Annotated in this window: 15 protein-coding genes, 1 pseudogene and 1 other annotated feature; of the genes and pseudogenes, 13 read left to right on the forward strand and 3 right to left on the reverse strand. The window is 50.5% G+C overall.

The annotated features are described in order from the left end of the window. Positions 1–5: 5 nt before the first annotated feature. The 6 genes from IEV46_RS00825 (at position 6) to ileS (ending at position 6,362) form a co-directional block, all read left to right on the forward strand. Positions 6–704, forward strand: coding sequence for a YggS family pyridoxal phosphate-dependent enzyme (locus IEV46_RS00825; RefSeq protein WP_188428818.1), 699 nt, complete (start codon positions 6–8; stop codon positions 702–704). 23 nt (positions 705–727) lie between these two features. After that, the gene (locus IEV46_RS00830) at positions 728–1,141 is read left to right on the forward strand and encodes a cell division protein SepF (protein WP_308420257.1); all 414 of its coding nucleotides are present in this window, start codon (positions 728–730) and stop codon (positions 1,139–1,141) included. Between the two features lie 4 nt (positions 1,142–1,145). Beyond that, entirely contained in the window at positions 1,146–1,412 is a 267-nt protein-coding gene (locus IEV46_RS00835) for a YggT family protein (RefSeq protein ID WP_188428821.1), read from the forward strand. Next, the gene (locus tag IEV46_RS00840) at positions 1,412–2,191 is read left to right on the forward strand and encodes a YlmH family RNA-binding protein (protein ID WP_188428823.1); all 780 of its coding nucleotides are present in this window, start codon (positions 1,412–1,414) and stop codon (positions 2,189–2,191) included. Before IEV46_RS00835 ends, IEV46_RS00840 begins: the two co-directional genes overlap by 1 nt. Before the next feature lie 127 nt (positions 2,192–2,318). Further along, positions 2,319–3,173 (forward strand): DivIVA domain-containing protein, encoded by an 855-nt coding sequence (locus IEV46_RS00845; RefSeq protein WP_188428825.1) that lies wholly within the window; start codon positions 2,319–2,321, stop codon positions 3,171–3,173. A 156-nt stretch (positions 3,174–3,329) separates the two neighbouring features. Next, positions 3,330–3,556: a binding site (T-box leader), on the forward strand. Between the two features lie 40 nt (positions 3,557–3,596). Further along, a complete protein-coding gene (ileS, locus tag IEV46_RS00850; RefSeq protein ID WP_188428827.1) occupies positions 3,597–6,362 on the forward strand; it encodes an isoleucine--tRNA ligase in 2,766 nt (921 codons plus the stop codon). A gap of 201 nt (positions 6,363–6,563) precedes the next feature. Here ileS and IEV46_RS00855 read toward each other — a convergent pair whose 3' ends face one another. Further along, complete coding sequence (locus IEV46_RS00855) at positions 6,564–7,325, reverse strand: SDR family oxidoreductase (RefSeq protein WP_188428829.1); 762 nt, start codon at positions 7,323–7,325, stop codon at positions 6,564–6,566. A gap of 375 nt (positions 7,326–7,700) precedes the next feature. On the opposite strand from IEV46_RS00855, the gene IEV46_RS00865 reads away from it, so the two are divergent. Beyond that, positions 7,701–8,636, forward strand: coding sequence for a TetR/AcrR family transcriptional regulator (locus IEV46_RS00865; protein WP_188428832.1), 936 nt, complete (start codon positions 7,701–7,703; stop codon positions 8,634–8,636). Positions 8,637–8,982: 346 nt separating this feature from the next. Here the strand turns inward: IEV46_RS00865 and IEV46_RS00870 are convergent, their stop codons facing one another. Then, positions 8,983–10,212, reverse strand: a complete 1,230-nt coding sequence (locus IEV46_RS00870; protein WP_188428834.1) for a cytochrome P450 — start codon at positions 10,210–10,212, stop codon at positions 8,983–8,985. A gap of 33 nt (positions 10,213–10,245) precedes the next feature. Next, positions 10,246–10,477, reverse strand: a pseudogene (locus IEV46_RS00875) (ferredoxin). 425 nt (positions 10,478–10,902) lie between these two features. On the opposite strand from IEV46_RS00875, the gene IEV46_RS00880 reads away from it, so the two are divergent. The 6 genes from IEV46_RS00880 (at position 10,903) to pyrR (ending at position 14,686) form a co-directional block, all read left to right on the forward strand. Continuing rightward, positions 10,903–11,079 carry an alpha/beta-type small acid-soluble spore protein gene (locus IEV46_RS00880; RefSeq protein WP_188429521.1) on the forward strand — a complete coding sequence of 59 codons (177 nt, stop codon included), beginning with the start codon at positions 10,903–10,905 and terminating at the stop codon, positions 11,077–11,079. A gap of 281 nt (positions 11,080–11,360) precedes the next feature. Beyond that, the gene (locus IEV46_RS00885; protein WP_373284532.1) at positions 11,361–11,627 is read left to right on the forward strand and encodes a DUF5665 domain-containing protein; all 267 of its coding nucleotides are present in this window, start codon (positions 11,361–11,363) and stop codon (positions 11,625–11,627) included. After that, positions 11,628–12,341, forward strand: a complete 714-nt coding sequence (locus IEV46_RS00890) for a TraR/DksA C4-type zinc finger protein (protein WP_188428838.1) — start codon at positions 11,628–11,630, stop codon at positions 12,339–12,341. It begins immediately after the preceding gene. A gap of 235 nt (positions 12,342–12,576) precedes the next feature. After that, positions 12,577–13,059, forward strand: a complete 483-nt coding sequence (gene lspA / locus IEV46_RS00895; protein ID WP_188429523.1) for a signal peptidase II — start codon at positions 12,577–12,579, stop codon at positions 13,057–13,059. After that, on the forward strand, positions 13,056–13,988 hold the full coding sequence (locus IEV46_RS00900) for an RluA family pseudouridine synthase (RefSeq protein ID WP_188428840.1): 933 nt from the start codon (positions 13,056–13,058) through the stop codon (positions 13,986–13,988). Before lspA ends, IEV46_RS00900 begins: the two co-directional genes overlap by 4 nt. Positions 13,989–14,152: 164 nt before the next feature. Next, positions 14,153–14,686: a bifunctional pyr operon transcriptional regulator/uracil phosphoribosyltransferase PyrR gene (pyrR, locus tag IEV46_RS00905; protein WP_188428842.1), complete on the forward strand. Its 534-nt coding sequence runs from the start codon at positions 14,153–14,155 to the stop codon at positions 14,684–14,686. Positions 14,687–14,697 lie beyond the last annotated feature (11 nt).

Below are 14,697 nucleotides of genomic sequence, written 5' to 3' on the forward strand. Positions count from 1 at the left end.
GAAGCATGGATGAGATCAAAGAGCAGTTGGATCAAGTGCAGAAAAATATCCTCAAAGCATGTGGACGTGCCGGACGAAGTCCGGAAGAGGTGAATGTGATTGCCGTCACCAAGTATGTCGACGTGGAGACCACCCGCCGGGTGTTGGATGCCGGTCTGACCGACATCGGGGAAAGTCGTGCCCAGGAAGCTATCCCCAAATGGGAAAGGTTGGGAGATCGGGGCGTCTGGCATTTTATCGGCCATCTCCAGCGCAACAAGGTGAAAGCGGTGGTGGGGCGCTTTACATATGTTCACTCCTTGGATCGTTATTCTCTCGCTCGGGAATTGAACAAGCGTTCGGAAGCGTTGGAGCAGCCGACGCGCTGTTTTATCCAAGTGAATGTGGCGGGAGAAGAGTCCAAGCACGGGTTGAAGCCGGAAGAAGTGATCGATTTTGTCCGTGAAGCGGCGGAGCTTCCCTGGCTCCGGTTGGTGGGATTGATGACGATGGCTCCGTTTACGGAAGATCCGGAGGAAGTGCGTCCCGTTTTTCGACAATTAAGGGGCCTTCAGCAAGAGATCAGGAAGCTCGGGGATTCCCGCCTGGAGCTTCCCCACCTTTCCATGGGGATGTCTCGGGATTATATGGTGGCCGTCGAGGAAGGTGCAACCTTTGTCCGCCTGGGTTCCGTTTTAGTGGGTGGACCTCCCGGGCGACGGTGAGGAGGCGGTTTCCGTTGAATTTCATGGAGCGTGTAATGATGTTCTTTGGAATCAACGAAGAAGAGAGACAAGGCCGATTTGCCGCAGACTCCGACGAAGAGCAACCGTCGGGCGTCCGGGGCCGGGGAAATGTGGTCTCTTTGCATTCCGCACAAAAACAAGTGCGGGTAATGCTGGCCGAACCACGCTCTTTTGATGAAGTGCAGAGTATCGCCGATTATCTGAAAAACAATCGCACAACAGTGGTCAGCCTTCAACGTCTTCCGAAGGACGAGGCCTTTCGGGTGATTGATTTTTTAAGCGGAACAGTTTACGCTTTAAACGGGAACATCAGCAAACTGAGTCCGGAAACCATCATCGTAAGCCCATCCAATGTGGATATCCAGGGATCCATCAGCGAACTGATTCCCGATGACGCCAATGACTTATTGAGGTGACCTCATGATCTTCCAAATCGTTAACACATTGTTCACCATATATCAATTTATGATCTTCGGTTATATCCTTCTTTCCTGGTTCCCCAATGGGAGGGAATCACCCATCGCTCTCTTTCTCGGCAGGCTGGTGGAACCCTATCTGTCCATATTTCGCAGCTTTATCCCGCCCCTGGGCATGATCGATATCTCTCCAATCGTCGCTTTAATTGCGTTGAGATTTGTTGAGCAAGGCGTCTATTTTATCCTGCAGCTGATCTTGGGTGCTTTTTAATGGTTCATAAGGAAGATTTGTTCCGTCATTTTCGGTCGGACGAGCGCCCTTTTGCGGAGCGGGTGCTGGATTGGATGGATCAGGTGGAAAGACGGTCCCGCCCTGTTTTGACCCCTTTTCTCAATCCGAGGGAACAAACCATCACCGATACGCTGGTGAAAAGGGCCCCTGAACTCGGCGTCGCCTTTGACGGGGGCTTTTTCGATGCAGAGCGAAAGCGGGCGCGCATTTTTCCACCTTGGCAAGAAGATGGGGACAACGGTTTGGCTTTTTTGGAGCTGAAATCGGTGGATCGTTCCAGCCCGTTGAAACACCCGGATGTGCTGGGTTCACTGCTGGGCTTGGGAGTGAAACGGGAAGTGCTCGGGGATCTTCTGCCCCGGAAATCTCACTGTCAGGTGATCATTGCCGGGGAAATTTCGGACTTTATCCGGATGCAACTGAATCGGGTCGGAAGAATTCCAGTTCGGCTGATGGAAATCAAACGGGAAGAGATCCGACCGCCGCGACAAGAGACGGAGATGGTGACGGTATCCGTCGCCTCTCTCCGGGTGGACGCGCTGGCGGCGGAGGCTTTCCGTCTGTCCAGATCGAAAACGAATCTTTTGATCAAGAACGGAAGATGCCATATCAATTGGAAATCGGCAGAAAACCCTGCGGAAACGGTCTGTGAAGGGGATGTGATCTCCTTGCGCGGACAGGGCCGGGTTCGTGTCGGGGAGATTTTGGGTGAGACGAGAAAAGGTCGCCGCCGGATTCAGCTCATCCGTTTCCTATGACAGAAAAGAGAGAGCACTTGTCCGGAAAGTCAATGAACTGGGATAAGTTGGTGTAGCCAATTGGAAGGAATTCTGCTAACATTGTAGAATAGAAAATGGCGAGGCCAATTCCTGAGGAGGTGTCAGCATGCCGCTTAGTCCTTTGGATATACACAATAAAGAGTTTAAACGCTCCTTTCGCGGCTATGACGTAGACGAAGTCAACGACTTCCTCGATCAGATTATCAAGGATTTCGAGTTTCTCATCCGTGAGAAACAGCAGTTGGAACAACAGGTGGAGGAATTGCAACAAGAGTTGGAACAGGTGATGGATGAGCAATTGTCTGCTACCGCCCAACACACGCCCCCACCGGCACCACCACAACCTCAACCGCCGCAACCCCGCTATCCGCAACATGCGGAACCGCCGGCACCGATTCAACAACAGCCTTCGGCCACTTCGCTCTCTTCTATGGAGCAGAGCATCCACAAGTCGATCCGCGTGGCTCAGGAAGTGGCTGAAGAGGTGCGCCTGAACGCCAAGAAAGAAGCGGAACTCATCGTTCAAGAAGCGGAGAAAAACGCGGATCGGATCATCAACGAAGCCTTGCAGAAAGCCCGGGATGTCCATACCGAATTGATGGATCTCAAACAAAAGGCGACGGTGTACCGGGCCCGCTTCCGCACGTTGGTGCAATCTCATCTTGATATTCTTGACAATACCGACTGGGAGTCTCTCGAGGAACTTGAAGAAGGTCTGGAAGAGGCGGGCAAGCAGCTGGACCAATATGCGGAAGACCGGAACGATAACATGATATTACAACAGCCTGGAGATGATTACAGACAAACCCAGGATTACAGTCAGGATTCCTTTGTCTCCCACTCTCCCTTGGAGGATACGAACCCTCCCTACGACCAGAGAGCATATATGGGAGAAGAAGAGGAGCCCCATCGCGATTTGCGTCGAACATCCCGAAAAATGAAACGGAAAGCGATGTTCTGATTTCCTGCCTTGACATTTTCAGTTATATTCGGTATTATGATCCAGATTCAAGGGTGAATTTCGCCAAACTGTGGCGCATTGAAGACAGGGTGGGGCGAGATCACCCGGCCCTGAAAAACTATGGCAAACCCTGTGTATGCGGCACGGGGTTTCGCTGTACAGGCGAAGAACGGGAGAGTAGGCAGCAGGGTTTCGGTTCAGCGAGTTAGGGAGGGTGAAAGCCTAACACGATTCCTCTGTCGAAGATCACCCGGGAGCTGCCCCCTGAAACAGAGTGAGTAAGGGAGGCCGCCTGATCCCCGTTACGGATCATCAAGCGGGTCCTTCCGTTCCGACTGAAGGGCTTATTAGGGTGGTACCGCGGGTAACTTCTCGTCCCTGCCGGGATTGAGGAGTTTTTTTATTTTGGAAGGAGTGAGGGAAATGGACTATAAACAGACGTTGAACCTTCCACAGACCAAGTTCCCGATGCGGGGCAATCTGCCCCATCGGGAACCGGAGATGCAAGCTTGGTGGGACGAAAGAAACATTTACCATCAAGTCCGGGAAAAACGCAAGGGAGAACAGAAATTTGTTTTGCATGACGGACCCATTTATTCCAATGGGAATATTCATATCGGCCATGCCATGAACCGGGTACTGAAGGATATGATTGTCCGGTTTAAATCTTTGCAAGGCTTCGATACTCCCTATATTCCCGGATACGATACACATGGGATGCCGATTGAGCATGCGGTTATCACAAAGAAAAAACTGAATCGCAGAGATATGGATCCTGTCCAATTGAGAGAAGAGTGCAGAGAGTACGCGCTCTCTTTTGTGAACCGACAGAGAGACCAGTTTAAACGGTTGGGAATTCTCGGGGATTGGGAGAATCCCTATGTGACCCTGGCGCCCCGGTACGAGGCGAAACAGATTCGCATTTTCGGTGAAATGGTGAAAAAGGGCTATGTTTATCAGGGATATCGGTCCATTTTTTGGTCCCCTTCTTCGGAATCCGCGTTGGCCGATGCGGAGGTGGAGTACAAAGAGAAACGTTCCCCCTCCATCTATGTCACTTTCCCGATCAAAGAGAGTCGTGGGCTCTTCCCGGTGGAAAATGCTTATGTAGTGATCTGGACTACCACTCCCTGGACGATTCCCGCCAACCTCGGAATCGCTGTGAATGCCGACTTCACCTATGCACTGGTGAAAACAGGGGAGCGTCATCTTTTGTTGGCTGAGGAATTGGCGGATGATGTGATGAAGGTGGTGGGGGTTACATCCTACAAAACCGTTGCCTGTTTCAAGGGAGCGGAGCTGGAGGGGGTGGTTTGCCGGCATCCCTTTTATGATCGGGAAAGCCCGGTCATCTGTGGTGATCACGTGACGCTGGACGCCGGAACCGGTTGTGTACACACGGCACCGGGCCATGGAGCGGAAGACTTTGAACTCGGAAAGAAGTATAATCTCGGCGTTCTTTGTCCTGTGGACGAAAAGGGGCGGTTTACGGCGGAGGCCCCGGGGTTTGAAGGAATGTTTTATGACGATGCCAACAAGGCGGTCACGGAAAAGCTGGAGAAGCAAGGGGATCTGTTGAAACTCTCCTTTATCACCCATCAATATCCTCATGACTGGCGTACCAAGAAACCAGTCATTTTCCGGGCGACGGAACAGTGGTTTGTTTCCATCGACGGTTTTCGGGAGAAGTTGCTGGAAGAGATCCGCAAGGTGAAATGGACACCTGCCTGGGGTGAAGTGCGACTGGCCAATATGGTGAAGGATCGGGGAGACTGGTGCATCTCCCGGCAACGGGTGTGGGGTGTGCCGCTTCCCATCTTCTACTGCCGCTCTTGCAACCATCCCTATGTCACCGATGAATCTATCGACAAAATCGCCAATATCTTTGCCGAAGAGGGTTCCAACGCCTGGTTTTCCAAAGAGGAGAAGGAGCTACTTCCGGCAGGGGCGGTCTGCTCCCAGTGCGGACACGACACCTTCCGTAAAGAGACGGACACGATGGATGTCTGGTTTGATTCCGGTAGCAGCCATGCCGCCGTGTTGGAGCAACGGGAAGAGGCCCGGTGGCCGGCGGATCTCTATCTGGAGGGTTCTGATCAATACCGGGGTTGGTTTAACTCTTCCTTGTCCACTGCCGTGGCCACCAAAGGAACCGCGCCCTACCGGCAGGTGCTCTCCCACGGATTCACTTTGGACGGGGAAGGGCGCAAGATGTCCAAATCTCTGGGCAACACGATTGATCCTCTTCAGGTGATGAAGACCTATGGCGCCGATATTCTTCGTCTTTGGGTGGCTTCCGTCGATTATCAGGCGGACGTCCGGGTCTCCGAGAAGATCCTGAAGCAGATCGCCGAGGTTTATCGCAAAATCAGAAACACCTTCCGATTCCTTCTCGGCAACCTGTCCGATTTCCATCCGGAAACGGACCGGGTGGAGCCCCAACGGTTGGATGAATTGGATCGTTATGCCCTGATGAAGCTGCAACGGCTGGTGGAACAGGTGGTCAAAGGCTACGAAGAATATGAGTTCCATTCCGTCTACACTCACATCCATCACTTCTGCACAGTCTTCCTCAGCCAGTTCTATCTGGATGTGTTGAAAGATCGCCTCTATATCCTCCCCCAAGGGGATGAAAAACGGCGGTCCTCCCAGACGGTGATGTATGAAATCCTGCTGGGACTGGTCCGGATGGTCCATCCGATCCTTCCTCATACAACGGAGGAGGTGTGGAGGTTCATTCCCGGAGTCCGGGAGGAGAGTGTCCTGTTGACCGATTTTCCCCGGATGGAGACCGACCTGCTTGACTCAAGCCTGGAAAGTAAGTGGGATGCGCTGATGGAGATGCGGGATGTGGTGCTGAAGGCTTTGGAAGAGGCGAGAAATGAAAAGGTGATAGGCAACTCTCTCGGAGCTCGGCTGGAACTGTATCCCTCCGAGGAAAACTTCCGCTTGTTAAACAGTGGGGTTCATTTGGAAGAGCTGTTCATCGTCTCCCGGGTCCATCTGTTCCAACCCGGGGAGAAAACCGTGAACGGTGCCGGCCTGGAGGTGAAAGTGAAACCCGCACAGGGGGAGAAGTGCCAACGTTGCTGGATGATTACCTCCACCGTTGGCCAAAGTGAACACCACCCCGACCTCTGCCACCGCTGTGCCGAGATTGTGGAAAAGCATGTTGCGGAAATGGAGTGAAAAAGTCATAAAAGAACCGCCGATTCCATGCGGCGGTTCTTTTTAACGGTGAATAACAGTCGCTGAAAGGGTCGTAAAGTCCATCAGAGGGAGGTTGTGTTCCGCGGAGTGCCTTGGCTCGTCAGTACAACGAAACGAAGCGGAAAACACCATCCTTGCCGGAGACCGGATCCAGTGATGGATTTTATTATAGACACCTCCTTAAAAGGCGGCGGTCCAACCGGCATCTGCTGTAATCACTGCACCGTTTATAAAGCTGGAATCATCGGAAGCCAAAAAGAGGGCAACCTGTGCGATTTCCTCCGGTTTTCCGATCCGCGGCATGACAGCCTGCCCCAACTGTGTGCGACTGGCACCGAATTTATTGATGTTTTTCATTGTGGAAGCAATGTTTGTTTCCACTCCACCTGGGGCGATGGCATTGCAACGAATGCCTTTTTGGGCATACATAAACCCGGTGTTTTTTGTGATACCGATGACAGCATGTTTGGATGCGGTATAAGCCACACCGGCATGTGCTCCGTTGAAGCCCCCTGTTGACGCGGTATTGATGATGACACCCCGTTGTTTCTCCAAAAAGATCGGCAATGCTTTGCGTGTTGCGCGCATCACACCTTTAGTATTGATGTCGAATATGAGATCCCACTTTTCATCATCGATCTCACCCACAGGTTCCATGCTGTCCGAGATCCCGGCGTTATTCACGAGTATATCCAGTGTTCCGTATTCTTTTACAGCTGTGTCAATCATATTTTCGACATCTTTCAACTCTGCAACATTTGCTTTTACCGCTTTAGCCGTTCCGCCATGACTCTCGATTTCTTTTACAGCGGTTTCAGCACCATCAACATCAAGGTCGGCTACAATCACTTGAGCCCCTTCCTTGGCATACAAATTTGCGATGGCCTTCCCCATGCCCGATGCTGCTCCGGTTACTACGGCAACCCGATCCTGAAGTTTCATCAAAAACCCTCCTCGAATGCATCACATCCACATGATTTTACCAGGAAAGTGGTTTCAATTGGGGAGCGCCGCCTTTGGATCGCCAAAACTTTGATTCCGAAATGGGCCCCTCAACTGCAGGAACGCACGAAATCACAACGCTTCTAGCCAAGCTTTCTGTCATATATTGCCCAATTTCTTCGATGGACTCACGTCCTTTTGGAGCATTTGCTGCCTCCCCCGCCGATTGCAATCTTTTCAGGAGAGACTACGGATGAAATAGGCGATTGATACGCCGTAATCGCGTCTTTAATCGCAGCCGGATAAGGATGTTCGGGGGAAGCCTGTACCTAAAGAGAGTGCACGAGTAGCTGTTTTGCGCTGTATTATGATAATATGTATGATTATTACCACGGTTCAGCAATCTTACAAGGTGATATGCCCATGAGAAGGAAAGATGTTGATAAAAGGAGACATATCTTAATAACGGCGATGAGACTTTTCTCATCCAAAAATTACAACCGTACATCCATGCAGGAAATCGCTGACATTTGCGGCATTTCGAAAGGGAGTCTGTATGTGTATTTTAAGTCAAAGGAGGATTTGCTTTTAAATATTCTTCAATATTACTTTCAATATATTGAGGATCAAATCATGCTTGTTGAAGAAGATACTTCCTTGTCCACAAGGGAGAAATTCATGAAGGAGCTTGAAATCAAATTACGTCATTATATTGAAAATCAGGAGTTCTACAGGTTGCAAGGGCAGGAATTTTCAGGTCTGATGGATCCGAACATTTATCGCTATATACATCGGCAAAATATTGCGCAGGTTAAATGGTTTGAACAGTATTTGATTAAAATATATGGAGATCAAATGAAGCCTTATGCTGCCGACGGGGCATTTTTGTTGATAGGAATGATTAAACAATATATGGAACTGATCATCTTGAAACAGTTCCCGCTAAATGTAAAAAAGGTCGTTCTGTTTTTAACGGATCAAATGGACTCTATGATCAAAGGGATGTTGGACGGTGATTGTGAACCGTTAATGAATGAACATTTATGGTCTTTATACTTGGCGGAAGCCGGTGGTGAAGAAAGGGTCCATCCGCTTGAATTGATCAAACAGATGAAGGACCGAATAAAAGACGGGTCGATCCCGGAAATCCAAAGAGAAGAAGCGGATCAGTCCCTGACGATCCTGGAACAGGAGCTGATGAGCATGCAACCGCGAACCGCCATTCTCAAGGGAATGCTTCATAACCTGGAACCGATTCATTCGCTGAAATCGCTGAGGATGAAGCTTGCCGACAGTCTGCAGATAAAATAAAACCCAAGCGGATCAGAGATGGAATCTGTATAGACTGAACGATTTGTGTAGAATTCAGCTCAGCGTCGGTGATTACAGTCGGCAAGGTTTTCACAAAAAATCCTCCCAAACCCGGGGAGGGTTTTTTGTGAGCTAAAAAGCCACAAGTTCATCTCTATCTTCGCTAAACAGGTGAAAGACTACATTCTCCAGAGGTTAGATCTGGAATATTCATAACCCTCTTCCCTTCACAACAATCGTTCGCTTCATGCATGGACATAGTTCTTTTTTTGAGTCACTATTTCTTTCCTCCAAAAAAAACCGTTGCATGAGTGTTGGAATTTCCAGAGGATGTTCCGCCCAATTTTTATTTATATACTTTCATAGGTAGATGAGTTAAGGTCTGACCGGTAGCCGAGTCGGTTAAATTTGCCTCCAAATCGAAGGATTCCACTGGTTCGATCCGGGAGAAACTTTGTAAAAATGTCTTTAATGCAAAGGTTAACTCCAATCGTGCAAGAGGAGCACCCAAACAAAAATGCGGCCCTTTTCCGAATGTCAGATGCTTTTTGTTGTTTGGTCGATGAATATTGAGAGAGAAGGGATCGTCAAACATCTCTTCATCCATGTTGGCCGCACTCATCCATGCAATGACCATATCCCCTTTTTTCAGCTCAGGACCCAATAACTGATTGTCTTGTTTAACGGTGCGGTCCCTCTTTGAAATATGAAAACGGTAGCGAAGCATTTCCTCCACAGCCTTTGGAACCAGGTCCAAATCATTTCGAAGTTTTTCATACAGTGACCGATCATCGTACAGCATTGAATAAAACGTATTTGCCAGCGCATGACTGGTGGTTTCAACACCTGCCCCCAATATGAACATCGATATCCGTACAATTTCATCATCCGTAAACTTGTCACCATCTACCTCGGTCAGAATTAAGTCAGAGAGGATATCATCGGATGGGTGGGATCGTTTCTGAACCACGACAGGGTACAGATATTCGTAATATTCCTTGGCAGCCACTTGTTTTCTCAGACTCACTTCTTCTTGGGTTGCTTTGTCATAAGGCTGAAACAGAATATCCACCCAATGTTTAAACTGGGCTCGATCCTTAACGGGAACACCAAACAATTCAGTGATCACCATACTGGGCATAGGAGATGCCAATGCTTGAACGATATCAACAGTGGAATTTCCATGTATGTTTTCGATCAGTTCATTGACAATCCGTTGAATGCGAGGTTCCCAATCTCTTAAACTGCGAGGTGTAAAAGCTGCGGATAATAGAGAGCGATTTTTTTGATGACGGGGGGGATCTAAACTGAGATTGATTCGATCAGGGGTGGTTCCTTCTTTGTTGTTAGCTCCCACTGTATTTGTAGTTTTGGAGCCTTCACTTGAAAAGAATTCATAGTTGCTCAGGACTTGTTGAACGTCCTTATACTTAAAGACATGCCAGGTATTTGTTTCCTCATGGAAATAGACCGGGGTGCGGGTGAGCATTTCTTTATACCAAGAAATCGGGAAGAATTCTTCTGAACGTGTCTGAAACTTTTTGACTTCTTTCAGCAAAATAATTTCTTTATTCATGCGGATGGCCCCTTTCTGAAATTACCGGAGATTTTAACCATTGCCAAAAGGTTGATCAGCCACCTTGATTGAATCCGTGGGGCATTCTTCCTTGGCTTCTACCAAGTGATCCACTTGATCCTCCGGCACAGGGACACATCCTTGATTCCCCTAATTTCACAAAGGCGAATCCGTTTTCATCCAGGTCGAAAATGGTTGGAGCCAACCCCTCGCAATTTCCACAACCGATGCAGGTTTCTTGATTGATGATCGCGTATGTTGCCATCGTAAGGCCTCCGATCTTCCCAAATTTTATATTATCAAACTCACTTTAATATTCTCTCGGTAGGAGCGCAACATTGAAAAATGACCAAATGGTTCTGTAACCGATCGTGAGGTCAATCGTCCAATGCCATACGAATGATTTCGAGAAAATTCATCTTATATTGAAAAAATATTTCAGGTATTCCACTGGCCCTGGTTTTTGCTTGTGACGGATTTCCGTTGAAGAGGTGTATTCAGGGTCGGGAAGAGAGAGGGGGGCCAATATCGGACAAAATTGTTGAAGGCTCTCTCCCTCCGTGTCTTCCGGCATAAAAGGGGAAGCAGGAGCAAATCCTGTCCTTGAAGGGAAGGAGAAAGGAGGGATTCCCAATGCCATCTGAATGGAGAAGTGAGCAGTCGGGAGCGGGGTTTTTGGATCATGAAACAATGGATGCCCAAGTTTGGTGGATTGCATGGAAAGAGCGAATCGCCAGTGAATTTGGAGTAAATCCCGGTGCGGAAGCCACAGCCCGGGCCAATGGGTCCATTGGCGGGGAGATGACCAAGCGAATGGTGGGTCTGGCGGAGGCCAACCTCTCCGACCAGCCCATCGACTGGGATTGAACCGCTGGCGAAAACAGGCGGAAGTCCCAATTTCACGAGGATCCATCCGGTTCACCACCACCAACCATTCCCAATCTTGACAATCGAGCCGGGGGTGTCATCCTTTGACACTCCTTGAACCGTTGTCAAGGAAATAATTATGCCGGGAGCGCTTTATCCGAAAGAAAAGGCAGTCGTCGGGGCACATTGAAAAGAGGAGTGACAGCGGGGAGGGACGGATGATGAGCGGACAGGATCTGAAAGAGGCCCGAGAATGGATGCGAAGTGTGGACGATCGGTTGATGAAGATCGGGCGCCGAATGGAGATGGAGGAGATTGCCGAATATGTTCAACTGTTGAATTCCCCCAGACGGCTGATCTTGATCAATATCCTGACCGGGATCGCCCGGGGGGTGGGAATCGCCATCGGGGTCACGATCTTTACCGCAACCATCGTCTATCTTCTGCAAAAGCTCGGAGCGCTGAATCTGCCCGTGGTGGGAGACTTTATAGCGGAGATTGTTCGTATCGTTCAGGCTCAATTGGAGCTGGATGGAAGGAAATATTAAGTGAAAAGGGGAATTCAGGTGACGGATCAACAATTGGCGCAACTGAAAAAACAGCTGGAAAAGGAGAAAACCCGTCTCACAAAAAAACTACAACAAAATGACCATTATGGAATGGAAAAGGGTATGAAGGAGTCTGTCGGGGAACTGTCTGGCTATGACAATCATCCGGCGGATCTCGGAACAGAGCTCTTTGAACGGGGGAAAGATGTCGCCCTCAATGAGCAGGACGAAGAGCATCTGGAGGAGGTGGAGCTGGCTCTTCTCCGCATGGAAACCGGCCACTACGGGACCTGTGTGGTCTGCGGAAAGGAGATTCCCTTCGAACGTTTGGAGGCGGTTCCGGAGACTCCTTATTGCATGGAGCACAAGCAGGACCGGGATCTCTCCAACCGGCGGCCGGCGGAGGAGAAGATCATCCATCCACCCTATGGTGACCACTTTCATGATGATACGGATACCAATTTCTACGATGCGGAGGATGCCTGGCAAGAAGTGGCCCAATATGGTACTTCCAACCCGCCGGATTATTTTCGTGAGGGAAAAAGCTACAATGAACTGACGATTGATCACGATGAACGCAGGGGCTATGTGGATGATGTGGAAGGAATCGCTCTCGCGGGGTTGGACGGGCGTCCGGTGGACAATCCGGCGGAAATCACCCATAACAGTGCCACCCGGCGCAAAGAAGCGGAGGAGGATCAGCGCCCCTCCTAAAAAGCATCGCGAAAAGCCGTTCACAGGGAGGGTTGGGTTTCACATGGAGTGATTTTGGTGGCAGTTCAGACACAACGAAAAGGTCATGTGAAACCCATCCTGACGACTCGGAAAGCACTAAATCACAACAAGCTTCTAATGCTTCACTTCAGTTGTGTGCTTTTGATAACTGTGCTACAATGAGGTCTTGGAAGAAGACGGTATCACCCGGATACCGGTAAAGGGGGAGCCAACCATACTCAGATACATTTTTGTCGCACTGGCCATTCTGGGCCTGGATCAATGGACCAAATGGCTGGTCGTTGATAAAATGGACCTTTACCAGACTATCCCCTTGTGGGAAGGTGTGTTCCATATCACCTCCCACCGGAACCGCGGGGCGGCATTCGGGATTCTGGAGAACCAACAATGGCTGTTTATCGTGGTCACCGTTCTGGTGGTTGTGGGTATATTGGTTTATCTCGCCCGATTGAAAGAGAGTCAGCCGCCCATGTCCTGGTCTCTCGCCCTGATTTTGGGGGGGGCTCTCGGAAATCTGCTGGATCGGATCCGGATGGGTGAGGTGGTGGATTTTCTTGATTTCCGGTGGATTAATTACCCGATTTTCAATGTGGCGGACTCAGCGATTGTGATTGGTGTGGGTATCATGCTCTTATATACCCTGCGTCAGCCCCAGGAAAAAGAGCGACTTACCGAAGGAGTGGAGGATCCCCGATGACTGCCGAGGGAGAGATCCGATTCTGGCAGGCGGATGAGTCCGATACCGGAGAACGGGTGGATAAATTTCTGGCAGGTAAAGAAGCAGATTGGTCCCGCATGGCCGTCCAATCTTGGATTCGGGAACACCGGGTCCGGGTGGACGGCTGTATTGTGAAGAGAAACTATCGCTTAAAGAGCGGCGAGCGGGTGGAAGTGGTGGTCCCGCCGGCGGAAGAGCCGGAGGTGAAGCCGGAGGCGCTTCCGCTGGAGGTGGTTTTTGAGGATGAGGATGTGATTGTGGTCAACAAGCCCCGAGGGATGGTGGTCCATCCGGCTCCAGGCAGCCCCTCCGGCACCCTGGTGAATGCCTTGTTGGCCCATTGCGACGATCTGTCCGGGATCGGCGGGGTGTTGCGGCCGGGGATTGTACACCGCATTGACAAGGACACCTCCGGGTTGATCATGGCGGCCAAAAATGATTTTGCCCATCGGTCCTTGGCAGCCCAACTGAAAAATCACACGGTGGTTCGGGAATATACAGCTTTGGTCATGGGGAATATTCCCCATGACCGCGGGACCGTGGATGCTCCCATCGGCCGGGATCCCCATCACCGCAAGCGGATGGCGGTGGAGCACAGGCACGGGAAAGCGGCTGTCACCCATTTTGAAGTGATCGAGCGTTTTTCCCGGGCCACGTTGATCCGGTGTCGGTTGGAAACAGGGCGGACTCACCAGATTCGTGTCCATATGAAATCGATTGGTCACCCTTTGGTGGGAGATCCGGTCTACAGCACTCAGTATCGTCACTTTCCCATCGATGGACAGGCCCTCCATGCCCGCCTCCTCGGGTTTGATCACCCACGGACAGGGGAGAGAATCTGTCGGGAAGCTGAGATGCCGGAGGACATGAGGTCCCTTGTGGAAGGTTTTCGTCGGGAGACCTTGTAGTTGGCCATTGACAATTGACAGATCATCCGCCATAATGATACCAACTGAAGAGGAACCTTTAATTCAGTCCGGAGAGGCTGGCAAGGGAACGTGTGGGGAGACGTGTGCGCTTCTTGCCGATTCGGGCGGGGAGTGTTTTTTTATGGGAAAGGAGGCGCAGTCCGATGAGTTTTCAAAAGACCATTCTGGATGAGGCCGCGATCCGGCGGGCGTTGACCCGGATTGCCCATGAGATTTTGGAGCGGAACAAGGGAGTGAAGGATTGTGTCCTCATCGGGATTCGCACCCGGGGGATCCATCTGGCCCGGCGACTGGCGGAGCGAATTCACCGGATTGAGGGGGAGGAGGTTCCCGTCGGTGAATTGGATATCACCTTGTACCGGGATGATCTGAGCGAAAAAACGGAGCAACCGGAAGTCAGGGATTCGGCTCTTCCGGTGGAGATCCACGGCAAAACGGTGATATTGGTGGATGATGTGCTCTATACGGGTCGTACCGTCCGCGCGGCTATGGATGCTTTAATCGACCGGGGTCGTCCCCGCATGATTCAGCTGGCCGTCCTGGTGGACCGGGGGCATCGGGAACTTCCCATTCGGGCGGATTATGTCGGGAAGAATGTGCCCACCTCCAAAAACGAAATCGTCCATGTAGCGGTATTGGAGCATGATCAGCAAGAACATGTGATCATTACCAAATAAAAAACAAGTTC

It is taken from the genome of Kroppenstedtia guangzhouensis, assembly GCF_014637345.1.
Taxonomy (GTDB): domain Bacteria; phylum Bacillota; class Bacilli; order Thermoactinomycetales; family DSM-45169; genus Kroppenstedtia; species Kroppenstedtia guangzhouensis.